The 25943-nt window shown below is 32.9% G+C and carries 19 protein-coding genes; 9 read left to right on the top strand and 10 right to left on the bottom strand.

Features of this window, described 5'->3' with window-relative positions:
• Positions 1-2: 2 nt before the first annotated feature.
• Positions 3-2291 (top strand): bifunctional glutamate--cysteine ligase GshA/glutathione synthetase GshB, encoded by a 2289-nt coding sequence (gene gshAB / locus IC221_RS08565; protein ID WP_188168565.1) that lies wholly within the window; start codon positions 3-5, stop codon positions 2289-2291.
• Between the two features lie 250 nt (positions 2292-2541).
• Here gshAB and IC221_RS08560 read toward each other — a convergent pair whose 3' ends face one another.
• Positions 2542-2796 carry a DUF2492 family protein gene (locus IC221_RS08560; protein ID WP_188168564.1) on the bottom strand — a complete coding sequence of 85 codons (255 nt, stop codon included), beginning with the start codon at positions 2794-2796 and terminating at the stop codon, positions 2542-2544.
• 173 nt (positions 2797-2969) lie between these two features.
• Positions 2970-5876 (bottom strand): caspase family protein, encoded by a 2907-nt coding sequence (locus tag IC221_RS08555; protein WP_188168563.1) that lies wholly within the window; start codon positions 5874-5876, stop codon positions 2970-2972.
• Positions 5877-6301: 425 nt separating this feature from the next.
• On the opposite strand from IC221_RS08555, the gene IC221_RS08550 reads away from it, so the two are divergent.
• The 6 genes from IC221_RS08550 (at position 6302) to IC221_RS08525 (ending at position 11859) form a co-directional block, all read left to right on the top strand.
• The gene (locus IC221_RS08550; RefSeq protein ID WP_188168562.1) at positions 6302-7096 is read left to right on the top strand and encodes a YihY/virulence factor BrkB family protein; all 795 of its coding nucleotides are present in this window, start codon (positions 6302-6304) and stop codon (positions 7094-7096) included.
• Positions 7089-7547, top strand: coding sequence for an N-acetyltransferase (locus IC221_RS08545; protein WP_188168561.1), 459 nt, complete (start codon positions 7089-7091; stop codon positions 7545-7547). Before IC221_RS08550 ends, IC221_RS08545 begins: the two co-directional genes overlap by 8 nt.
• 124 nt (positions 7548-7671) lie before the next feature.
• On the top strand, positions 7672-9690 hold the full coding sequence (locus IC221_RS08540) for a putative porin (RefSeq protein ID WP_188168560.1): 2019 nt from the start codon (positions 7672-7674) through the stop codon (positions 9688-9690).
• Positions 9691-9706: 16 nt separating this feature from the next.
• Entirely contained in the window at positions 9707-10198 is a 492-nt protein-coding gene (locus IC221_RS08535) for a hypothetical protein (RefSeq protein WP_188168559.1), read from the top strand.
• A 51-nt stretch (positions 10199-10249) separates the two neighbouring features.
• Complete coding sequence (locus tag IC221_RS08530) at positions 10250-11341, top strand: hypothetical protein (RefSeq protein ID WP_188168558.1); 1092 nt, start codon at positions 10250-10252, stop codon at positions 11339-11341.
• Positions 11341-11859, top strand: coding sequence for an NUDIX domain-containing protein (locus IC221_RS08525; protein WP_188168557.1), 519 nt, complete (start codon positions 11341-11343; stop codon positions 11857-11859). The genes IC221_RS08530 and IC221_RS08525 overlap by 1 nt, the downstream gene beginning before the upstream one ends.
• Positions 11860-11862: 3 nt before the next feature.
• Here IC221_RS08525 and pflA read toward each other — a convergent pair whose 3' ends face one another.
• The 7 genes from pflA to IC221_RS08490 form a co-directional block, all read right to left on the bottom strand.
• Complete coding sequence (pflA, locus tag IC221_RS08520) at positions 11863-12642, bottom strand: pyruvate formate-lyase-activating protein (RefSeq protein ID WP_044207138.1); 780 nt, start codon at positions 12640-12642, stop codon at positions 11863-11865.
• Between the two features lie 42 nt (positions 12643-12684).
• The gene (locus IC221_RS08515) at positions 12685-13485 is read right to left on the bottom strand and encodes an ABC transporter substrate-binding protein (RefSeq protein WP_188168556.1); all 801 of its coding nucleotides are present in this window, start codon (positions 13483-13485) and stop codon (positions 12685-12687) included.
• An 18-nt stretch (positions 13486-13503) separates the two neighbouring features.
• Positions 13504-15696, bottom strand: coding sequence for a 7TM diverse intracellular signaling domain-containing protein (locus IC221_RS08510; RefSeq protein WP_188168555.1), 2193 nt, complete (start codon positions 15694-15696; stop codon positions 13504-13506).
• Positions 15697-15837: 141 nt separating this feature from the next.
• Positions 15838-16353: a DUF3347 domain-containing protein gene (locus tag IC221_RS08505; RefSeq protein WP_188168554.1), complete on the bottom strand. Its 516-nt coding sequence runs from the start codon at positions 16351-16353 to the stop codon at positions 15838-15840.
• 14 nt (positions 16354-16367) lie between these two features.
• Positions 16368-17246: a cysteine synthase CysM gene (gene cysM, locus IC221_RS08500; protein ID WP_188168553.1), complete on the bottom strand. Its 879-nt coding sequence runs from the start codon at positions 17244-17246 to the stop codon at positions 16368-16370.
• A gap of 443 nt (positions 17247-17689) precedes the next feature.
• Positions 17690-18181 (bottom strand): PleD family two-component system response regulator, encoded by a 492-nt coding sequence (locus IC221_RS08495; protein ID WP_188168552.1) that lies wholly within the window; start codon positions 18179-18181, stop codon positions 17690-17692.
• A 111-nt stretch (positions 18182-18292) separates the two neighbouring features.
• Positions 18293-18736, bottom strand: a complete 444-nt coding sequence (locus IC221_RS08490; protein ID WP_188168551.1) for a response regulator — start codon at positions 18734-18736, stop codon at positions 18293-18295.
• A 226-nt stretch (positions 18737-18962) separates the two neighbouring features.
• Here IC221_RS08490 and IC221_RS08485 point away from each other — a divergent pair, with 226 nt between their 5' ends.
• Positions 18963-20114 (top strand): sugar transferase, encoded by a 1152-nt coding sequence (locus tag IC221_RS08485; RefSeq protein ID WP_188168550.1) that lies wholly within the window; start codon positions 18963-18965, stop codon positions 20112-20114.
• Between the two features lie 520 nt (positions 20115-20634).
• Here IC221_RS08485 and IC221_RS08480 read toward each other — a convergent pair.
• Positions 20635-22641: an LruC domain-containing protein gene (locus IC221_RS08480; protein ID WP_188168549.1), complete on the bottom strand. Its 2007-nt coding sequence runs from the start codon at positions 22639-22641 to the stop codon at positions 20635-20637.
• A gap of 765 nt (positions 22642-23406) precedes the next feature.
• Here IC221_RS08480 and IC221_RS08475 point away from each other — a divergent pair.
• Positions 23407-25938 (top strand): glycoside hydrolase family 2 protein, encoded by a 2532-nt coding sequence (locus IC221_RS08475; protein WP_188168548.1) that lies wholly within the window; start codon positions 23407-23409, stop codon positions 25936-25938.
• Positions 25939-25943 lie beyond the last annotated feature (5 nt).

The following is a 25943-nucleotide window of genomic DNA, read 5'->3' as shown; positions in this document are numbered from 1 at the left end:
TTATGCATACGATACAAAACATATTAAAAGATAATAGAACTGAACGCATCTTTGAAGGTAACTTCGGTTTAGAAAAAGAAAACGTTAGAATCACAAGAGATGGCAAAATGGCTACTACATCTCATCCAACGGTCTTTGGAAATAAATTAACGCATCCTTATATCACTACTGATTTTTCAGAAAGTCAAGTAGAAATGATTACACCTCCGTTACCTTCAATTAGAGAAGCATTAGGTTTTTTAGAGACTATTCATGATGTAGTGACAGAAAACTTAGGAGATGAACTATTATGGCCTCAAAGTACACCTCCAGAACTTCCAGAAAATGAAGATGAAATTAAAATAGCTGATTTTGGTATTGAAGGCAAAGAAAATGAGGAATATAGAAATCATCTAGCAACCAAATACGGTAAAAAGAAACAGCTTCTTTCTGGTATTCACTATAACTTTTCTTTAGAAGATAAGAACATACAGTTTTTATATCAGCAATATGATGGCGATGTAACTTATGAAGAATTTAGAGAAGAATTGTATTTAAAGATTACAAGAAACTTCCTTCGCTATAGATGGTATCTAATTGCTCTACTGGGAAATAGTCCTGCATTACATAACACCTATTTAAAGTGCTGTATTGATCAGTTACCCAAAGCAACTAAAGATAGTCATCATTTCGATCATGCGGTATCAATGCGATCAACGGTATGTGGTTATAAGAATATTGATGATTTGGTCTTGGATTATAGTTCGATGAAGAATTATAAACAAAGTATTAATACTGCTATTGAAGAGAGGGTATTGAATAGTTATAAAGAGAATTATACTCCAATTCGACTTAAGGAAGTGAACGGCAAACTGAAGTATGTTGAAGTTAGATTGCTTGATTTGGACCCTCATCAAAAAATAGGAATTAGTGAAGATACAGCAAAAATAATCCACCTTTTCTTACTTTTTTGTTTATATAAAGAGGGAAAGGAAATTACAAAAGAGGAGCAAATTCAGGCAACAATGAACCAGGAAATTGTAGCTAGTGAAGGTTTATCAGAAGAGGCACATATTGTTGTAGAGGAGCATAAAGTTAAATTAAATGATGCTATTCAGAACCTTACTGCTGAGATAATTGACATGTTCGTTGCTTTTGCACCCAAGGATTATACTTCGGCTTTTAAAAAGCTAATGTTGCTCTCTGAACATAGGAAAGAACGTCCTTCTTGTCATACGCTAAAAGAGATTCAAGGCAAGGAGTATATACAATGGCATTTAGAAAAAGCAATTGAATATAAAGAAGCTTCTGAAGGAGTTCAGTTTAAATTTCATGGTTTAGAAGATATGGAACTTTCAACGCAATTGGTTTTGAGAGAATCTATTCTTAGAGGCATAAACTTTGAAATCATGGATCGTACTGAAAATTTCATCAAATTGGACCGATGGGGTAAAGAAGAGCATGTAATGCAAGCGACAAGAACGTCATTGGACAATTATGTGAGTGTTTTGATGATGGAAAATAAAGTCATGACTAAAAAGGTCATTGAAAATGTGGGGATTAGGACACCAAAAGGTAAGCAATATACTTCTATAGAGAAAGCAAAAAGTGATTTTATCTTTTACCAAGGTCAGTCAATTGTAATCAAACCAAAGTCTACTAATTTTGGTTTGGGTATTAGTATTCTAAAAGAAAATCAAGATGCTGAGCTTTTTGAAAGAGCTGTAGAAATCGCATTTGAACATGATAATTCTATCTTGATTGAAGAGTTTGTGACAGGAAAAGAGTATCGAATTTTCATTATTAATGATGAAGTGGTTGGAATTCTTCACAGAGTTCCGGCTAATGTAAAAGGTGATGGTAAATCAACTGTTAGAGAATTAGTAATTGAAAAAAACAAAGATCCACTCAGAGGTAAGGGATATAAAACGCCTCTAGAGAAAATAGCTCTTGGCGAAGCAGAAGAAATGTTTTTAAAGACTCAAGGTTATGATTTTGATTTTATTCCATCAAAAGATCAAATTATTTACCTTAGGGAAAATTCAAATATTTCTACTGGTGGTGACAGTATTGATTACACAGATGATATTCCTGATTCTTACAAGAAGATTGCAATAGAAGCCGCTAAAGCATTAGATGTGAAAATTACTGGTCTAGATATGATGATTGACGATATCAGTGAAGAAGCTACGGATGATAATTATGCTATTATAGAAATGAATTTTAATCCGGCAATTCATATTCATTGTTACCCTTACAAAGGAGAAAATCGAAAATTGAATGCAAAAGTTTTAGATGCTTTGGGTTACTAAAGTATCGTGTTTTATGCCCAATAATATAGAAATATGTTATTGGGTTTATTTTTTACATTGTATTATAATTTATGTTATGTTAAATAGGAATTTGTAAACTATCTCCTCTTATTTATGTTGAGGTAATTGTTTTAGGTTATTAATAATATTACTGTAAATATCATCGTAGACAATGGCATATTTTGAAGCATAAAAAAAGGGATAAAAATCCCTTTTAGTGTAATGTAACCTGATGTCAAATTGATCTACATTATCTTGTATGTGAGTCACACATTTTCATTGTTGGATGAACTTCAACTTTCCCTTGTTCATTGACAAATACCTTACTTCTTTCTACTAAGAATGACAACGCTTCTTCCTTTGGAAAAGGAATACCTGAACAAGCTACAAAATGAACGTCCTCTCCCATTTTATCTGCAATTGCTTGATTTAATCCTTCTTCAGTATAAACACCGTCATTGTCTTGAACCAAAAAGATTACTTCATGTATGTGTGTAGTATTCATCTTAAATATTGTTTTGTTTCTGTATGTAACAAATATAATAAAAGATAAATTAGTCTTTTATTATATTTACATATATTTAAACTATTATTTCACAAAAAAATAGCAGCCTATTGCTAGACTGCTATTTCTACGAAAATTAGTTTTCTGAATTTCGATACAAATTCTATTTTCATTTAATTTCCTTCACCACTCGTTACACCAATTGTCATCGAACTAATTGTACTTGGCTTTTGGGTGGTTGGATGCTGCTTCCCTTCTGTCAATTCATCAACTTTCATGGCAATAAACAAATCAAGCTCTCTTAATGAAATAATATTATCTCGTGAATAATCGGCTTTGCCCTCTCCTAGTCCATCAATTAGAGCGGCAGTAAATGCTCCATGTTGCCATTTTGGAGATTCCAAAGAACTTTCGTTACCTGTTGAACCAGACATTATAACAACACCATTCTCATCAGAGGATAATTGTCTTATACTTTCCGTATTGTCTGATCTAGTGATATCTTTTCCGAGTTGACCACTATTACAAGCATCAACATACATCAATACTTGTGAGGGCAAAGATGACATTACATTGGAACAGTCCGACCAACTTACAGCTGTATTTTTAACGTCATCCAATTTTACATCATGTGGAATAATATAAAAGTTGTCTTCATGATTTAAACCATGTGATGCGATGAATACTATAGCTAAATCTTTTGAAGTGGCATTTTCGGAAAGCCATTTAAAGCCTTCAACGATGTTAGATTTATTGGCCTCTTCGTTGGTTAATTTTTTAATATTGACTTCATTGAAAACACTTCTATTCCTTTGTTTACTATAAATATCCGCAATAGCAATGGCATCATTATCAGCAAAAGTTAAGTCTAATTCTGAATTTTGATATTTGGAGACCCCAATCGCTAATAGATAAATATTAGTTTTAAGAGAAGCTTTATTTTCTACCGTGTTAAACATTGCTTCCAAGTCAAAACTCATATCTAGTGAACTATCTTTTGTAGGACCACCAGAAACCACTTTTCTTGCTTCTGAAGTAATTTTAGTAGTCGTATTAGCCGCGAAAATTTGAAAATTCACTTCTTTTTTTTCCACTTTAACTTCAGTGTTGATTGAATAAATGTACTTCCCTCCTTCTTCTACAAGGCCATCTAAAGGAATAACAGTCGGTCTACCATCAATCAATAATTTTAAAGATTTTAACTTGGACGAGCTCTCCACTTTTGCTTCAATTTTAGCATGACCACCAATCTCATGGACATTGTTAGTGAATGTTGGAGATATCCAATTGATTTTAGGTTGTTGTGCCACAACATTAGATAAAGCTACTGTTGTAAACATCATCTCTTTCTTTGCTGCCTCAAATGAACCTAATTGTATAATCTTTATTAGAATATCTTTCTTGTGAAATTCTTTTGATGCAAAGCTTACAGGATAATAAGTCGCAAGGTTACCTACTCCATTATTTTTCAGCCAGCCAATATATTTTTCACCACCTGCTGAAGCATGGTAGTATCCATGTGGTGACCAACATACCCAATCATTAGAAATACTAACAAACAATGAAGCTAACAACTCTCCTGTTTGTAAATTCCAAATCTTAGTCGTTTGATCTGTACTTGAAGAGATTAAATATTTACCTTCTTTTGAGACATTAGCAGTCGTTACTGAGCCACTATGACCTTCAAAAGATCTGATTAGATTTCCTGAGTTGGAATAGAGTTTCAAAGAACCTCCACTTGCAACAATAATATCATCTGAAGGTGTAAAACAATAAGCATTGATTCCTTTATCTCTGTTTTTATCGTTCTGAATTTTAGTAGTACCACATTGTAATATATATGCATTGAGCTTTTTCAATAAAAGCCCATTTTGTTGAATTTCGGGCATTTTGAAATCCGTTTGTATTGGTTTTTGAAGACCCATTGTGAGTGTTTCAAAATCGAAGGTCTTATTGTAGGGTTGTTTGTTTTTTGGTGTGATGGAAAGCGAAAAATTGAGTTTGTCACTCCTTCCAATTCTTTTATTGGAAATACCTTCACCATTAAATTCACGAATTACCTTTTTATTCTTTAGATCCCAAAGTTTAATATTCCCTTCAGAACCAGTAGCAATTACAGCATAATCAGAGGATTTATTAGCAAATGCCGCTGCGGTTATTAATCCATCTTTTACATTAAAAGTATCTCTCTTCAACCAAACGTCAGTACTATAAAAATAGACATTACCTTTAGCGTCAGTAACCATTAGCTTTTCATCATCCTCTGAAAAATTTAAGCTGCTGATAAAACCCTTTGTATCTGAAAGAGTCGCTACTTCAGTCCCATTAGTATTCCAAACGATAACTTTACCATTTGTTTGCCCTCCTACTACATACTGATTATCATTAGAAATATCTACATTCGTAAATTTGCTGTTTGTCTCCCAAACTTTCACAAGACTGGCATTACTCATTGCAACAGCCATGGAATAAAGTTTTACACTACCATCAAAAGAACAAGTTACAAGCTTCGTTCTATCTTCAGAAAAATCAATATTATAAACAATATCCGAGTGATCATCGATTGTCAATTTCTCATAAGGTTCATCATTAAAACCTTCCTCACCTAACTCAGGGATATACCATATTTTAGCAGTCTTATCAGCACTTGCTGATGCTAACCATTGTCCATCAGAAGAGAATTTTAAATCTGTAATCACATTTTCATGCCCTAATAAAGAAGCGATCTGTTTGCCACTTCTAAGATCTATAATTCTAATTTCATTATTTTCTAAAAATCCCCCAACTGCAACAATACTGCTATTAGGTGCTAAAGCTAAGGCATTATATCTCCCCTCTTTTCCTTCTGTATGTTGTCCCCATAGCGTTTTAATCAAAGCATTGGATTTTAAATCCCACAGTCTAATTGTTTTATCTTCGGACACTGAAATGATATTTTGATTATTGGAGGTAAAGGCAACTTTTCTTACAAGTGATGAGTGTCCTTTGGCATCAATAACTAAGTAAGTGTTTTTCTCTTGAGAAAATAAATTCCCAATGCATAGCAAAAAAATAACCAGGGTAGTAAGAATATTATTCATAAGAGTAAATTTTCTCGTTTGAGTCAAAAAAGCAAACATGATTCTATTGACTTGTTTTACAATTCCTTTTTTGAGTATTAAAGTAGACATCCATTTTGAAAAACTTAAAAGCTGAAATAGTTCATTAGCCACTAAAAAGTTATTTCAAACAAGTGCTGTTATAAAAATACATTAACTTACGTGCTAATTTAATCAAGAATTGTATTTTTACGTTGATTTAAAAACTTTTTATTGTAAAAAAATCATTTTCAGTCAATTCTATTGAATCTAAATTTTTTCACTTTTTTAAATAATAGAGTATCAGAAAATATATAAACATATTACAAAATAGCTTCATAGGAAGAAAGGTAAGTGAAATCTTTGAATTAATTAAAGAAGCATGGGACGAATTCAACTTAGATCATGCTTACATTTACGGTTCATCTTTGGCGTATTACACTATCATTTCTTTACCCGCAGGTTTGAACTTATTGTTCTCAGGTTTGAGTTTATTTTTTGATGAGAATAAACTTAAAGAAGGGATGATGGAAGAGCTAGAACTAGTGGCTGGCGATGTCGTTGCTCAGCATTTAGAGTCAATGATCAATAGTCTTACCGCTTTGAAGATAGATAATACGGTGTCTACATTAATTAGTATAGGTACATTATTATTTACTTCTACCCTCTCTTTTCATACATTAAAAATAGCCTTAAATAAGTTTTGGAAAGTACCACAAAGTCAAACTAAAATCAAAGAATTAATTATGGATCGCCTAATTGCTTTTTGTATGGTTTTGGGCTTGGGGATGATTTTTCTAATTCTTATTGCCATAGATACATCAATCAGTTTTGCTTCTTCTTATTTAAAAGAATGGTTACCTGTTGCAGCAATTCAAGTGATTACTGTTATAAGGTTCTTATCCACAATGACCATCTCGTTTACTCTTTTTTCTGGAATTTTTAAATTCATTCCAGATGTGAAGATCAATTGGACGGATGCTTTTGTAGGTGGATTAGTCACGACTATTCTCTTTCAAATAGGTCAATACGGAATACGATATTATTTAGCACATATGCAAACTGCGTCCAGTTGGGGAGCAGGATCACCCATTATTATTGTAATGGCTTGGACTTTTTACTCTGTACAAGTGATGTTTTACGGAGCGGAATTCACCTATGCCTATGCCCACAAATATGGACATGGAATACTACAACAAAAGAAAATAAAAAAGAATGTCTAATTATACTATAAAGGTTGCTTCAGAGAGAAGTTTAATCAATACAATTGCCGAGTTTCAAGTAAACATGGCAATGGAAACGGAAGATTTATCCCTTAATTTAGAAACAGTAAAAAAAGGAGTTCAACATATATTTGACAACCAATCGCTCGGAAGATATGTCATAGTAGAAGACAATGGTAAATGTATTGCCTCTATGCTCAATCTATATGAATGGTCTGACTGGCGATGCGGTAACGTTATTTGGATACATTCATTGTTTGTAATTGAAGAATATAGACGTAAAGGAATCTTTAGTGCTATGTATGAATTTGTAAAAAATGAGGTAGAATCATCTGACGAATTAATGGGATTGAGATTGTATGTTGAAAAAAATAATGACAGAGCTCAAAACACCTATAAAGCAATGGGAATGACAAAAGAACATTATGACATGTATGAATGGCTGAAATAGTTATTTTTCAGAATGTATTTTTATCATTTTTTAATGAAACATTATCTTAAATCCCGAATTAGATTTAACTTTGATGTGCTTAGAAAAGTAACTCGATTATTTTTATCTACGATCTAAATCTACCTTGAAAAAACTTTTATTTATAATATTATCTTTTCTTAGTATTTCTAATTACGCTTTTGCACAAGAGGAAAAAGGAGAAGATGACAAAGAGAAACCTAATAGTGAAGGTGTGGTATTGGAGCAAGATAGTTCTTGGTTAAAAGGCCCTCAAACTACTTGGTACATAAAGCAAGACGATTGGTACAAAATCCATTTCGAAGAGCATATGATGGACTCCTCTTATATGCACTTGCATCGTTATGATGTCCATGGTGAAAATGGCTATAGATATCAGACGTTAGGTAATAATGCATCACCATTGAGAAGTTATTGGGAAAGTCCAGTCTATAATTTAGGACAGTCTGTCGGAATCACAGGTTATGATTTATATGCACAAGATGTATATGATTGGGAATACTATAACTCTTATGTTCCTGTTACCGATTTTAATGGTGTTGTAGGGCATGAAAATAGAGGTAAAGTTGGCGGTAAAGTTTCCAACAATATTAGCCCCTATTGGTCTGTTGGTATGTTATTCCAGAGATACAGTGAACCTTACGTGGTGGGTAAAGACAGAGTAAGTAACTCTTATAATGCACAACAGCATACAGGTTTTGGTTTGAATACAAGGTATGAAAGCGAAAACAACAAATATAAATTGTTGGCAAGCTATTACCAATATATTCATGAAGGACCAGAGTCAGCAGGTTTAAATGTACCTTCTTTGATCAATGAAGATACACAACTTGATGATTTATTTCGTTTGGGTAGAGGACAATTAGCCAATTACTTTTTTGAAGGAGCCTCTTCTTTTAAATGGAATTACAATCATCACCTCTACCATCAATATGCTTTGGTAGATACAGCTAAACTTCAGGTTTTTCATGAGTTTACCAGAGTAAAATATAGATATCAATATGCCAATAGTGCTGACAAGATTTCAGATAACCGAGCTTATTATGATCAATACAATGATTATACTGTAGAGAATTTAAGATTGTTACCGGATTCCGTTTTGAACGATCCAAATGCTTCTCTTCCAATTGCAACAGATTACGAATACGGAGATCAGCCTTATGTAAGTTTAGAACATCAATATATTGATAATAAACTTGGAATAAAAAGCCGTTTAGGACCTACCTTTTGGTCTGGTTTTATGCGATTTAGGTATCAGAAATTCCAGCAAAGAACCGCTGAGGATTATTTACCTGTTCCTATTGATAATCAGCTTTTTGTTGGAGGTGACGTGGAATTTTTATTACCAAAAAATCTTGGAGCTGTAACAGGTCACGCAGAGTTTGAGATGTTGGAGCGAGATGCATATAATATTAATGCAAAAGTGGATGCAAAATACTTGAAAGGTGGTTTTACAGTAGAAAGAACATTGGCTCCTATGATTGCTCAGCATTTCACAACAGTTTTCATGTCATGGAATGAAAAGAAGGAATCAGTATCTAAGCAGCAGATCTATATCGCCCCGCAAGTTCCCCTAGGAAAGCATGGTACTTTTGAGGTATTTGGCGAGCTTAATAATATCAACGATTATATTTATTATGATAAATTCGCAAGGCCTCAACAGCACAACGATGCCATTACCTATAGTAGATATGGTACACGATTCAAATTGAAATTTGGAAATATACAGCAAGTTGCTGAAGTTATTTATACTCAAAATACACATCAGGATGTAATGCCTACACCTGACGTTTTTGCAACTTATGAAATTTCCTTTTTTAAAGAGTTCCGTGATGGTATGATAAGCTTGTATACAGGTTTTGATACAAGATATATTTCATCCTATTATGGTATGGCTTTTAATCCTGTTTCACAACAGTATCATTTACAAGATGATTACAAGACAGATGGATATTTTAATGTTGACCTTTTTGTCAATTTCAAGATGAGAAGAGCAATGGTATTTGTTAGAATTGCTGATATATTAAACCTTGTTGATCAAACTAGTGGATATTGGGCTACACCAGGTTATATGGGACCAGGATTTGGTTTCTCCTATGGTGTGAGATGGCTAATGTTCGAATAAACCTAAATGACAAATCATGAAAAAGACAATACTTCTATTTTTCCTTTTCCTTACCACAGCCCCACTTTTTGCACAGAAGTTTTTGGCTGTTGATAATTATGGACGAAATCGAAAGAAAATATATGAAGGTGATCGTATCATCTTTAAAATAAAAGGTGAAAAGGCGGTTTATAAAGATGAACTTTACGCTTTAAAAGATTCTTCTTTTGTGTTATACAAATCAGGTACTGAAATTCCTTTATCAGAAGTTGAGGTCATCAAGTTTCCTAGGGCCTACCCTAGAGTATTGTTTGGTGGGTTTGGATTGATTGGTACTGGATTTTTAATCTCAAGTGCAGTTCATCCCGTAGTAGGTAATGCCCAATATGATCAAAGACAACACTTTTTTCAAGGTGCTGCATTTTGGGCTTTAGCTTTTGCGATGCGTCCTTTCTTTTGGAAAAACTATAAATTAGGGAAAAACGGTCAGGCACAAGTATTGGATGTAACAATTCGAAAATTACCTTGATCCTTTCTTAAAACATTAGTAAGTTAATGTTGAAAATTTTTTAAATCCCTTATGCAAAAAATCAAACTTACAATCCTACTTTACTTTTTTAGCTTAGTCTTTAACTTTGTTTATGCAGAGAAATCAATCAAAATTGATTTTATGACTGAAGTTCAAGGATTTAAACTTCTTGAGTTAGCCCAAGATTCAGCAAGCATTAGCAAATTGAAAGAACTAGGAGCTGATATTTATATTGGTTTGACTGATTTTTCATCAGAAAGAGTTGAAGCAATTAAGCTTTTTCAAAACAATGGTATAGTTTGTCATGCTTGGCTTTTATTGCCTAAGGGAGAACATTATTGGCCCAATGCACACAATGGATCTGCTGTATTAAAACGCTATGAAACATTTAGAGAATGGACCATAGATAATCAACTTTCGTGGAAAACACTTACGCTGAGTTTAGCACCCTACGGAACTGATGCTAGAATTGTTGAAAGTGGACCTTTATCAATCGGCAAAGTAGTATTGAAAAGATTGATTAGCGGTTCAGTGCAAGAACATGGAGATTTGAATTATGCTCGATTAAGAGCGTTGTCAAAAAATGATAATTTAAAACTAGTCAGCATCGTTTCTCCTTATCAAGTAGACAGTCGTGAAGTAAATGTAGAAACGTGGAAACAAATTACGGGTACTTTTAATATTCTAAATGATCAGGAAGTCCTATCAATTTTTAATGCATATGAGCCGAATTCATCTTTAACATTAGCACAGCTAAAAGAATATCAACCTGGTTTTTCTACCATCTTATTAGGCTCAGCCAATGCTACAAAACCATTGAGTAATCAAGAAAACACAAGAGTTTTAAATTGGGATGAGACTTGTAAATACATTACGCTTGCACGTCAGTACGATAAGAGTATTATTATTTACGGTTTAGAAGGTGCTATCAAAAATGGGATTCTATCGCAGCTTTCTAATCATTTGACGGATGTGAAGTTACCAAACCTTCAGGAGGCGGAGAAACAAATTGCAATGGAGCGTGAGAATACACAAATTCTTTTCACTATTTTGGCTAGTCCAGGATGGGTTGCTTTTGCTTTTTTCTTTTTGGCAATAACTTTTGGAATTGCTATTCTAAGAACTTTAAAACTATTTGTGTAATGCACATAAAAGAGCACTTTAAGAGTTGCCCTAAGTGTCAAAGTGATGCGATTCAATTTGATACAAAACACTTTGTTTGTTCAAATTGTGGTTTTGATCTCTATATCAATGCTTCAGCAGCTGTTGCTGTTTTAATTACAAATCAGAAAGGAGAATTATTACTGACTGTTAGAAAATTTGATCCTTTCAAAGGTACTTATGATTTACCAGGAGGTTTTGTAGATATCAACGAGACAGTAGAAGATGCTGCAATTCGGGAAATTAAAGAAGAGTTAAATCTTGATATCACATCCTTAGAGTATTTTTGTAGTTTTCCAAATACATATACTTATAAGGAAATCGATTATTATACTTTAGATATGGTTTTTAAAGCTCAGATCGAAGATTTTTCACCTCTTCAGGCCAATGATGATGTGAGTAGTATTGAGTTTATTTCACCAAAAAAAATAGATACAACAACCATTGGATTAACATCCATAAAAGCTATTGTATCTAAATATATTGATTCAGTCCGCTAATTTTTAGTTGACATGAACTTCCTTAAAATACTGAGCAAAGATATTCTTTGCTTTTTCAATTTCTTCAGCTGTTGGAGGGTTCACTCCTTCTAGTTCATATTTCAGCCCCATGGCTTCCCATTTATGAACTCCTAATTTATGGTATGGTTGGATTTCAATTTTTTCAATTGTTTTATAGTCTTTGAAAAATTGTCCCAACTCATGTAAATATTCTTCTTGGTCAGACCATCCTGGAACTAATACATAACGAATCCACATTGGTTTACCTTGTTTCTCACGCATTTCAGCTAATTTTAAAGTAGCTGAGTTTGAAACTGTAGTTAACTTATGATGCCAATCGTCATTAATATGCTTTACATCCAACATTAATAAATCAGTATAGTCTAAAAGTTCTTCTACCTCTTTATTCACCAATCGTCCATTAGAATCCAAGCAAGTATGAATTCCGTGCTCTTTTAATCTTTTGAAAAGTGTAATTAGCTTCTTGCGGTGTAATAAAGGTTCTCCTCCTGAAATTGTAATTCCACCTTCGTCACCAAAGTAAGGTCTTTGTCTAAGAACTCTTTTTTCTATTTCGTCTAATTGAATGTGCTTCCCTCCTTTTACATCGAATGTATCCGGATTATGACAGTACAAACATCTGAACTGACATCCTTGAACAAAAACAATAAAACGGATTCCCGGACCATCATGGGTTCCGAAAGTTTCAATAGAGTGAATTCTTAATAACTCTGGGTCTTTATCATTTAAGATAGATGGATCTTGCTGTGGGAAAGTGCTCATATATAATTTTCGTTATTTCTTAACAAATTTACTTATTATATATTATTTTCTTTGACTCCAATTCTTAATAATATTCATTATATAGGGAATTCCTTCCATTATTGTGGCAGGCCCGGGTTGTAACATGAAAATAGGATCTACCTCATGGATTTCATTATTTTTATAGAAAGAAAGAGATTGAATATTCGGTCGGTTTAATACCGCTTCTCTATCCATTTTTTTTCCACACCAACAAAACAGACCAATATCTGGATTTCGCTCTACAACAGGTTCAAAATTGGCCAACACTCTACCTTGAGCATTTTGTTTATCAGCATGTTCAATAAATATATCAACCCCACCACAAAGTGTAATGATTTCAGAAACCCACTGAATTCCTGTAATGATAGGGTCATCCCATTCTTCAAAATATATTTTTGGATTTTCTTTCAAGGATTGGCTAAACTGTTTTGCTTCTTCGATAGTAGCATACATTTTATCCATTAAGGTTTTCGCTTTTGCATCAGCTCCTACTATCCTAGCAATCATCATGAGTGTATTCATGATTTCGCTAATTGAACGCTGGTTTGTAATCAATGTAGGAATCCCCTTTTTGATAAGTCTTGAGGCAATATCTGCTTGAAGGTCGGAGAAACCTATTACCAAGTCAGGTTGTGTTGCCATAATTTTCTTAAAGTTGGCACCTGTAAAACCACAAACCATTGGTTTCTCTTTTTTAGCTTCTTCGGGTCGATCTGCAAAAGCTGAAATACCAACAATTCTATCTTGCTCACCTAATAAATATAACCACTCTGTTACTTCATCTGTAAGACAAACTATCCTTTGAGGATATTGATGATCCATAAGTCAAAAAAATTAAAGTTATTCTTGCTCTAATTTAACACCAATAACTAATATATCGTCAGTCTGTCTGTGATGATTCTCCTCATCAATCTTCACCCAATCATTCAAATATTTATCCAAAATTTCTTTCTGCAATGTGAGTTCAAAATCACAATTTTCCTCTAATATTTTACGGAATCTCTTAGATCCAAACTTTCTATCATTTGGTCCTCCAAATTGATCTTGGAAACCATCAGAGTACATAAATAAGGTTGTAGAAGAATCTATTTTGAGGCGATGTTTTGTAAATGATACTTTTGGATTCGTTGAACCAATGGAATTTCGGTCCCCTTTTATCATTTCAAATTTACCATTTTGACTGTAAACTAATGGGTTACGAGCACCTGAGAACTCTAATTCTCTTGTTGTTTCATCAAAAACAATTAAACTCATATCCATTCCATCCTTCAATTGATAATTTTCTTGATGCAGACTTTTTAATATTTGAAGGTGAAGTGCTTGTAAAATTATTTCAGGAGATGTAATCTTAGTTTTCACAACAATATCTTGTAAAAGGTGATATCCTACTAACGACATAAATGCACCTGGTACACCATGTCCAGTACAATCTACAGTGGCTAATATCCTTTTGTTCCCAACTTGAGCACACCAGTAAAAATCTCCAGATACGATATCTCTAGGCTGAAAAATCAAAAATGAATCGGGAAATAAACTCTTCAGATGAGACTGAGAAGGAAGCATTGTAGCTTGAATCCTTTTGGCATAATTGATACTCGCTTGTATTTTATCTTTGGATTCAATGAGGTGAACTTTTTGTTTTTCGACCATATCTCTTTGGGTCGCTATCTCTTCATTCTGCTGTTCTAGTTCCACATTTTTTGCATTGATCTCTTCAAACGCCTCTTTCAAAGATTGAGCATTATTCTCCAATTCAATTTGTTTTTCTTGGAGTTCAGCAGTTCTTTCATTCACTTTTACTTCAAGAGTAGCATTCGTCTGTAACTGCTGTTCTAAAAGTTCTTTCTGAGCATTTTCCTTTTCTCTTTTGTAAAGTTTGTATTTATCACTTAAAGCCAACGATAAGAAGAGTACTTCTATAATACCTCCATAAGCCAATACATTTTTTGTGAATTCATTTTGCTCAATAAAATTGTATTTCATCAGTGCAAAGATAAATGTACCTGCTAAGTATGCCGTCCAAGCTAATATGAAGAAACGAGCTGACTTATTTCCTTTATACCAAATCATTAAACCGGCAACAAACATTACCAAAGAGTTGACTAAAGTAAGTTTACTGTTGACTCTTACTGCAAAGGCATAGCTACTGATGAAAGGTAATAAAATACCAACTGCTCCCAAGATCATGGTTACAATTAGGGCTATATCAGCAACCTTTGAATACTGTTTAGATTGTAAGGAAGATTTTGCATAAAAAGAGGAGGTTAGAATCCATGCTGCTATGGAAATCACCGTGACATTGTTAGCTACATTGGGAGAATTAGGAAATAAGTATTGAAAGTGATGACCACTTAAAGAAAGGAAGAACGTTGTATTTGCTAAAATTGGGAAGGCATAATACAGGTAATTCAAATCCTTCAATGATAAGAAAATGAGTATATTATATAAAACCATCACTAACATAATCCCAATGTATATGCCGTAAGCAGTTTCTGTTTTAAGGTGATTTATAAAAAATTGAGTGGGTGTAGCTATAGTAAGCGGTACTTGTAATGCACCATTTGTTTGAATTTTCAAGTACAATTCTTTTTCAGTATTGGACTCAATTTCAAAAGGATAAAGGTTATTTCTAAATTGAATAGCTCTTTCAAAGAAAGGGATTTGATCCCCCATTAGCTGAAAGTTGATGAGTTGATCATCTTTTATTTCATAAACCTCGATCACATCAAGGTTACTATTTCCAATTTCTAATATGAAGTCTTTATTTTCTTCCAAAGAAATATTAACCAAACGTAGTTTCAACCAAAGTGAAGCTTCATTAAAACCAACATTTATAATTTCCTGAGTGTTAGGAGTAAAAGCATCCGTTGTTAAAATTTTTTCAAAGGGTATAGCATTACTTGAGTCCAAGAAAATTTCAACATGTTCTGATACGTTTTCAAGGTGAATAGATGATTCATCAACTAGAAGTTTATCATTCGAAAAAGCAAGCGAAATGTTGAATAGTAAAAGAAGAGTAGTTAATAGTCGCATAAATTAAATAGACAATTAAAAAGTTGGATGCATAAGTAATAAGTCTTATCCTTCAAAATCATAACAAGTTAAAATAAAAAAGTCACTTTCCAATAATTTAGAAAGTGACTTTTCATGAGAATTTATACAGAGTGTTGAGTGTTACTTCCCTTTTATTGTCTCCATCACTCTACCGCAGTGTAACATCTCATCTCCAAAATAAGGGTTAACTACCTCATTTGTAGCACTTAGCCAGTTAGCACCTGTATTGTTAAATGCCATAGGACAATGTACTAAATAAATATCCATCCCTGCTTCACCTTTTTTGGCTACCTCTAAGAAATATGCTGTAACTGTTTCAAAACTTTTTCTTTGAGCAGCTAGGTCATCAGTATTGATAATCGCATCAATAGCTACACTTACTTCTTCTGCTGTTTCAGAAGGCATAGCACTTTTTAATCTTTTGGCATACGTTTGTGCGGCCGTGGGATTGCTTGCGATCAAGCACTCTGATAATTTCATGTATGCTTGTGGAGCCTTAGCTTTTTCAGCATTATAGATAACCGCTGTTAATTTCTCTTCCTCTTTCGTTGTTTCTTGTTTATGATGTGATTTTTGCTCTCCACCACAACTCATTAGGAAAAATCCTAAAACGAATGATAATACTATTGTTCTCATAGGTTTATAAATAATTAAAATAGATCACTTGATAAATATTTGTCTCCTCTATCACAAACGATAAAGACAATCACTCCTTTTTCAATTTGTTTTGCAGTTTCAATAGCAGCATAAGCTGAACCTCCACTACTCATTCCTGCGAAAATACCTTCTTCTAATGCCAATTTTCTAGTCATTGCAGTTGCATTTTCTTGGCTAACGTCAATTGTAGTATCTACTCTTGAGGCATCAAAGATTTTTGGTAAATATTCTTGTGGCCATCTTCTAATACCAGGAATTCGAGCTCCTTCTGCAGGTTGAGTACCTACAATAGTAATGGATGGATTTTGTTCTTTTAGGAATTTTGATGTACCCATAATTGTTCCTGTTGTTCCCATTGCAGAAACAAAATGAGTCACTTCATGCTCCGTATCTCTCCAGATTTCAGGGCCAGTTGTTTTATAATGAGCCATATAGTTATTTGGATTATCAAATTGATTTAACATCAAATGTCCTCCTTCATTGACTTTACTCAAAGCATAATCTCTAGCTCCTTCCATAGATATAGCTGCAGGCGTCAATGTCACTTTGGCACCATATGCTTTCATCGATTTTACTCTTTCAATCGTCGCACTATCAGGCATCACTAATTCAATTTCTACACCAAATAAAGATGCCATCATAGCTAAAGCAATTCCGGTGTTGCCACTAGTTGCTTCGATTAATTTCATGCCTTTTTTTAACTCACCACTTTTAATCGCTTCATTGATCATATTAAAAGCAGCTCTATCTTTTACACTTCCGCCAGGGTTTTGCCCTTCTAACTTAGCATAAATAGTGACGTTAGGATTAGGATTAAGCTTTTCAAGCTTTACTAATGGAGTATTTCCTACTAGCGATAATACTGATGACATAATCTTTATTGTTGATAGTTTAGAGATTTAAGCAAGCAAACATTTAAATGTCGAATTTATAAAGTTCAACTGCTTAGTACAAAGTACTCTTTGAAAAAATTTAAGCAAAGATACATTTACTTTAAGCAGTTGTACAATTAAAATCAGAAGTTTTGAATTTTCTTTATACCCTACTTGGTGTGTAGTTATACTCTTCTTTTCTGCATTGATTGAACGAAATAATAACTCAACTTATCCTAAGTTCGAATGTACTACTGCTTACTATCTATATAGTACTTCTAAATCATAAATTTGTTTTCCTGCATAAAAATTTAAACAAAAAAAGAGCCTATGCAATCTACATAAGGCTCATTTCTGATTTAAATTAATTAGTAATTGGGTTATTGATAAATCTTTAAATCATGTTTGAATTAAAAAAAATTAGACTCCAAACATGTTTTATTTTAAGTGAATAATATGTTGTAAAAGCTTTTTTTAAAAACACTTCCCTTTCCAGTGATTGGATTTGTTTTTTCTTCAGGAAGTGGCACTATATCCTCTTTGCTCAACTTAATTCTTTTTACTTTAGAATAGTGATCAATCGTATTGTCAATTCTGATTTGTAATTCCTTCAATGATACTGGTTTTTCAATGAAACCCGCAATACCATTGTTCAACAATTCTCCTTTTTGGGCCAAATCAAATTGTCCTGAATAAACTAATATTGGTATATCTGAATAGTGAGGTGTATTTCTAAGTTTTACGATGAAATCAAAAGTATTTTCCTGATCTAAGTTCAGGTCAGTAAGCACTAACTTAACAAATTGAGATTTTAATATTGCTTTCGCTTCATTTAATGTCTGAGCCGAAAGAACTTCGTATTTATCTTTTAGCGTGTTGATAGTCAAATCACGCATAAATTGATCGTCTTCTATAACAAGTATCGGATACTTCATATTTCTTTTTATTTGGGTGTTTTTTAGGTTATTTTACCTCTAGAACGTTGTCATTTGTTGATAAGTTCAATAATTATTAATATTTACTCACACTATTAACAAAATTCTTGACTAGGCTGATTTCCTAAACTTCATTAAATTCAAAAACCAATTCTTAAAATGAAATTCCCGCCTCTTTTTTTGCATTTTACGGGGATTACTTTGGAGTAAGAGGTCTTGAATCTTTACTTCAAGTTCATTCATATTGAAAGGTTTTTGTACATAATCAACTATTCCAAGATCAATGAAATTATCTCTGATCATTGGATCTTTGTTACTAGAAAAAATCATGACAGGGATTTCATTTGTCTGTTGTAAATCATCAAAGAGGCATTCGCTAGTTTCTTTTTCTAATTCAATATCCAACAGCACAAGATCTACATGATTATTTTGAAGTATTTTACGAGCATTTAGAACGTCATGAGCCAATAATATATCATTATTTACTCCCAAAACATGTGAAGTGATATCTCTAATAAATAGATCATCATCAACAACTAAGATTGATTTTCTCATATCAAAAAAATGTAATACTGAAATATAACAATCTTAATTCATGATAGTTATCTCTTTGCTTTATAAATACAAGACATTTATAAAAAAATACAATTCTTAAAATATTATAAAAAAATACGACTATGATGTCTAAGAAAAATGATGTGTAAATAGAACTAATTTAAGATAGATAGTGTTGAAACGAATAACTGATACAGGACATTTTATTAACCTATAATTACCTAATATGTTTAACGAAATACTACTTTTGGATGATGACAGGTTCATGCAAAAGTTTGTCAGAAATCTATTGTCTAAAAAATACACTGTTTATTGCTCAAGTACTATTGAAGAGGCATTGTCAATCTTAGAAAAACATCAGATTGACCTCGTAATTACGGATATTAATCTTAAAAAAGAATCAGGTATTACCTTTATCAAGGAAGTAAAAGATAACCCCCTTAAATCTCATTTACCGATCATTACATTGTCTGCTGAAGATTCATCTGCAAAGAAGATAGAAGTACTTGACCTTGGTGTGGATGACTACATTTCAAAACCATTTAATCCTACAGAACTAGATATCAGGGTGAAAAATGTATTGAGTCGCTACACAAAACATAAAGAGAGAAAAAGAATAGAGAGGGAAGAAAGAAAATCATTCAAAGAAACACTTAGTTATATTTATGAAAATAAAAGCTTGATTGGTAAACGTGGGTTTGATATTGTATTTTCCTTATCACTTATTATCTGCCTATTACCTATCTACCTACTCATCGCCATTGCAATTTATATTGAAAATCCAGGACCTATTTTTTACGTTTCTAACAGAATCGGTAGAGATTATGAAATCATTCCTTTTCTAAAATTTAGATCCATGAAGGTCAATGCAGACCAACTTGTCGAAGGCTTGTTACAAAAGAATAGTTATTCAAAAATTGAAAATTTGGAAGATATCACTCCATGTGATACTATGATTACAGGTGATGAAGGCTTTACGGTAAGTGAAAAGGTGTATAAGGCACAAAAGAACCGTACTACTTTTTTTAAGCTAGAAAATGATCCAAGAATTACAAAAGTAGGAGCATTAATAAGAAAAACGAGTTTAGACGAATTACCCCAGTTAGTCAACGTATTACTTGGTCAAATGTCAGTTGTTGGAAACAGGCCTCTCCCCCTTTATGAAGCCGAGCAATTGACAAAAGATACTACTGTAGAAAGGTTTAATACTCCCGCAGGAATTACAGGATTATGGCAAATTCAAAAATCAGTAGATCCATTTATGGATAGTGATAAGAGAACAAAATTAGATAATAAATACGCTGGTTCTCGAAATACTGCAATGGATTTTAAATTGATTTTCAAGACGTTACCAGCTATGATGCAGAAAGAAGAATAGTATTTATATGTTCATAAAAACCTTTCAATTGGGCCTCATTCTTTTATTTTAGAATGAGGCCTTTATTTTGTTTTATAACTACGTAATCATTTAGTAGTATCTAAATCGGCATTGAGGGTAAAAACGTCAATAAAATTATAAACAAACCGTTAAATATGATTTTTGTTTGAGCATCTCAAAACGATGAAGTTTTGATCGAGTTATCCTTTCAATAGGCGAAAGAAATGGAATTTAGCTTTTGGCTTCAAAGCCTTGCCTTTTTTGGTTCGTTTTTGTGTGTTAAGACAAAATAAAGAAGATGGAAGCTTTAAAGTAGAACATAAGAAACTTATAGAAAGTTGAGGTTAATGTAGTTTACAGTGCACATAATCATAGCTTCAATGATTAAAAATAAACTTCCTACGCTATGAGTTTAAGCTTCATTTTAGATCCTTTTGAACCTTAATCAAGAAAATAATAGATAGAAAAAGACCATCAATAATGATGGCCTTTCCATTACAACTAATATGAAACTTGAAATCTAATCTTCAGCTGCTTCAAGATCTAAATACATTTTATCAGTATTTCTATTACCCTCATCATCGGTATACCAATTTCTAAAGGATAGACCATTGGAAGTTACAAATCTTCCAAAATTATTGTAAGCAGTAGTAATATCTATGTTTTCTTTAGGAGGATGGAACTTATGGATAATACTAAGTCCCCATGGGTGACCTGTAGTTGTTCTATAATCACCTGTATCTTCTCCCGCTGTTCTGTAGGCCGTATTGAATTTAATTGTTGGCTCAAAACCTGGAAGGTGAATCTCTCTTTCTCTTTCATTAGCAAAGATGAAAGGATTAAACTCCTCAAAAGCCAATGTTTGAACTGAAATTGGTGAGGTGAAAATCATTTCCATGTCTATAACATCACTATACTTGATATTGCCGTTGTTGGTGACAATTGAGTTTTGATTATCAAAAACAATAACTACTGGGTTTTCATCACTTACTCCTGTCTCTGTTCCTTTGGCATTCAACGTGACCAAATTTGTATTCAAGATTGAACCAGTAACAGATGCAATTGAATCGATATGGAACGGTAAAGCGAAACCAAAACCAGAGTTGAATGTTGCCTTAACGCTTTTAGCCACATATTTTGATTTAATTTTCACTACTTCATTATTTGCATTTGTAATGTAGTTATGTCTGTAGTGAACTATAACGTCATTAAAGTCATAGTCTCCTTCATTTGGATATAAATCTTCAAAAGCAAATGTACCAAATCCATTTCTTCCTGGATAGTAATTATTAAATGCCATCGTAGGGTCATTTGGATATTCATCAAAACCATCACTTATGCCATCCCCGTCTGCATCATCATTCACAAAATCATTTTCAGAACAGATAAATGCAGCCAAGTCATTAATGTTTCGATTATAACGTTGGACAATGGCATAAGACCCGTCATTTTTATCCATTCTTATAATCTTAGAATTTTTTCCATTGGTCGAAACATAAATATTATCAAAACGGTCAATGGCAACACCTGTTAAATAGTAAGGGAAATTATCAGCACTAATTCTTGTGGCAGTGTAAACAGTTGTATCAGCATTCATTTCTAATCTGTACAATCCTCCACTACACGCTTGGTAAAGGTCTCCTTTAGAATCAAAGACTAAATCACCGCCTGCATTTTTATTATCTGGTAAATTTTGAACTGAAATATTTTTTAGAACCGCACCGGTAGAAGGGTCAAGAATTGCATAAGCTCCTTTTGTACCGATAAATAATTTCCCATCTTTCATCGTCATTCTTGGGTAACCATTATTAAGGTTATCATCTGTAGTTCTCATTGTGTCAATTAAAACAGACACCCCTGTTGATAAGGTATGGCTGTATAAATTACCTTTTACATCATAGTACATGACATCATTTTCCTGATCGTAAGCCATTGCATAGCTTTTCTCATAGATATCAGGGTATTCAGTAATTGTGTAATCATTTTCTTGATGAATCGTAAATGCTTTACCTTTACCGTTTATCGCTACTAAATAATCTTCACATGAACTCCTTGTTCTTTTATTTGAGGAAAATTGATCGTAAGCAAAACTATCAATAACATTAGAGTTTTCATCAAATGAGAACGTTAAGAAATTTGAGACGATATTTACTTCTTCTTCCCAAATCAAACCTACTGCATTTTTTGTCATATATAGTTTTTCTACATATGAAGGTACGGTAATGATGGTTTCAAATGCTCCCGCTTCTGTAGAAACTGCATTTTGAATTTCAACTTTTTCATCATGGTTATCAATGTAGTACAGTTGAAGCATACTTTGTCTTGGATAATTTGGAGATATTACTTTTATGTGTAACTCCTTTGAGGTTGAATAATTGAACCCTTCTGGTACTGTTACATCTGCAAAAGTACTTGTTGTAGTTTGAGGCGTGTTATCAGTGATAGATGTCGTGTCGTCAGTGATAGTGGTCGCACATGACCAAAGTAATGACAGAATCGCTATTTGTAATAGGTAGTGAACTTTCATAAGGTTTGACATTATTGAATATTTTCAAATCTGAACCTATAACCAAGAATCAAGAATAATAATTCATAGACAATAAATTACTTATGTAATGTGATCACCTGAAAAAGCACTAAAAATGGGGGTTTATGAAGTTAGATTAAGGTAGAAATTAAAATAATACCATAAAAAAACATAATAGTTCATGTACTAAACATTGGTTTATGCGTGAGTTTTTATTCAAAAAAAATACATTTTCTCATCTATCATCATTCACTTACTTGATCATTATTATAGGGAGAGTCATATATATTGACTGAAGGACCTAATGTGGATAGAAGTTATATCTTCATTTTAAATAAAGGGTATACAATTAGAACTTGTCTCCTAACCATAGGAAAAAAACATCCATACATAATGATAATTTGGAAACATCTCTCTTGTCCAATAATAAAGTACAAGACTTTCAAATAATTAACTCATTTGAAAGTCTTTTTCATTCAATAGTAACATCCTCAAAGCAGTGTCATATTTATCAAAAATGATAAATAATTACCTATTTAAAATGTACATTTTTTACCTTTTCTTATTTGAAATACCGCTTTTAAAATAAAATTTACCCATTCCTCTTACCCCGCTCGAATAGATTTGTAAACAATACAATTCTAACTCTTTATTTTAATAAGTATGTCGATGAATAAATATTACCAACTACAACTGATCGCGGGTATATTAAGTATGAGCTTAATTTTTTTAACCTCTTGTCATAAAGTAAATCAAAATCAAAAAATGAACAAACAAACCATTTCCCTATTAGATCATTGGGAATTTAAACAAGTTGAAAAGTCAGAGTGGATGAAAGCCGAGGTGCCGGGAACTGTACACACCGACCTTATGAATAATGGTAAAATTGAAGATCCTTATTACCGAATGAATGAAAGAGAGGTACAATGGATTGACAAAGTAGACTGGGAATATAAAACGACATTCAACATTGAACAATCTTCTTTAAATAATCATCATATCAACCTTCATTTTGATGGTATTGATACGTATGGTATTGTTTATATCAATGATCAAAAAATAGGTGAAACAGACAATATGTTTAGAGAATGGGATTTTGATATCAAACCATTCATAAAAGAAGGTCAAAATACTTTGAAAGTGGTATTAAAGTCTCCTATTCAAAAAGGATTAGTGGAATTAGAAAAGCATGGTTATGGACTTCCTGCAGTCAATGATCAGTCTGAAATTGGTGAATTGGGTGAGAAGCAAGTTTCAATTTTCACACGTAAAGCAGGTTATCATTATGGTTGGGATTGGGGTCCAAGGTTAGTGACTTCTGGAATTTGGAGAGATGTAACGGTTCAGTTATGGGATAATAATAAGATTGATAATGTTTTAGTTCATCAAAATACAAATCATGAAAAAGCAAATTTAACCATTACGACGGCATTAGATCAACCTTCACAAAAAGCATTGAAAGTGGTGGCTAAAATTGACGGTAAAGTGGTCAGTGAAACTACTTCTAAGGCTAATGCAACTTCTATTTCTCAACAATTTACAATTGAAAATCCTGAGTTATGGTGGCCTGCTCATTTGGGCGATCCACATTTATATCAATTGGAAATTGAGCTTTATGAAGATAGTGAATTATTGGATATTCATAAAGAGAGAATTGGACTAAGAACCATCAAAGTTGTGCAAAAACCGGATGAAGACGGCAAAGGGAAAAGTTTCTATTTTGAAGTAAATGGCCGTCCGGTGTTTGCCAAAGGTGCAAACTATATTCCTAATGATTTATTCCTTCCAAGAGTATCTGATTCTACTTACCATCATATGATTCAGTCTACTTTGGATGCCAATATGAACATGTTAAGAGTTTGGGGTGGTGGTATTTATGAAAATGATATTTTCTATGATTTATGTGATGAGAAAGGAATTTTAGTTTGGCAGGACTTTATGTTCGCTTGTTCGATGTACCCAGGTGATAAAGCCTTTTTAGAAAGTGTGAAACAGGAAGCGATTGATAATGTAAAACGATTGAGAAACCATGCGAGTATTGCACTTTGGTGTGGTAATAACGAAATGGAAATGGCTTGGGCTCCAGGTCGTGAAGATATGGGTTGGGGTTGGAAACAACAATACACTCCAGTTCAACGAAAAGACATTTGGGGTGATTATGAAAAAGTGTTCCATGAGTTATTGCCTGAAGTAGTGACTGAATATACGGATGATCAATTCTACTGGCGTTCTTCTCCTACTGGAGGCGATGGAGAAATTGCACATTACGAACATCGTTCTGGAGATATGCACTATTGGGGTGTTTGGCACGGTGAACATCCATTCTCAGATTTCAGAAAGTACATTGGACGTTTTATGAGTGAATACGGTTTCCAATCATTCCCTGAATTCAAATCGGTTAAAAAATATACAATTCCAGAAGATTATGATATTGAATCGGAAGTAATGGCATCCCACCAAAGAAGTGGAATTGGTAATTTGAGAATCAAAAAATATATGGAAGATCATTATCAAGTGCCTACTGATTTTGAGGATTTCCTTTATGTTGGACAACTCTTACAAGCAGAAAGTATTTACTCTGCAATCCAAGCACATAGAGAAAAAATGCCTTATTGTATGGGTTCTTTGTATTGGCAACTCAATGATTGTTGGCCTGTAGCTTCTTGGTCTTCTATGGATTTCTATGGTGAATGGAAAGCCTTACAGTATTTCGCAAAAGATGTCAATAAAAATACTTCTTTGATTGTAAATCATGATGATCAAAACCTTTCTGTTAAAATTGCTTCTGATATTGAAGTTAAAACTGAGTCAGAATTGAATATCAAACTAATGAATTTTGAAGGCAAAGTATTATTTGATATTTCTAAGTCAATCCAACCTATCGAAGCCAACATGACAGCAGAAGTATTCTCAAATAAAATTGCTGATGTTATAAAACAAAGTAAATCGGATGAGATCTTATTGGTAACTACTCTAAAAAATAAAGAGGAAGTTGTAGATACAGATTATCATTATTTTGTTTTGCAGAAGGAATTGAATTTACCTCAGCCTAAGGTGGAGTATACATTTACTGAGAAAGGTAATGATTTATTAGTGACGGTCTCTTCTGATCAGTTGGTTAAGAATTTATTTATTGAAGTAAATCAAGAGCAAGTGGAATTGACGGACAACTACTTTGACGTCTTACCACATCAAAAAGTAGAAGTATTAATTTCTAGTCGCAAAAATGAGAAAATTTCAAAGAATAACTTGAAATTTAAGCACCTTCAACAAACTATGGTAGAGGTTGTGAAATAAATTCA

It is taken from the genome of Flammeovirga sp. EKP202 (genome assembly GCF_014534745.1).
Classification (GTDB): domain Bacteria; phylum Bacteroidota; class Bacteroidia; order Cytophagales; family Flammeovirgaceae; genus Flammeovirga.
Note: the sequence above shows the minus strand (reverse complement) of the source record. Positions and strands in the feature narration are given on the sequence as shown.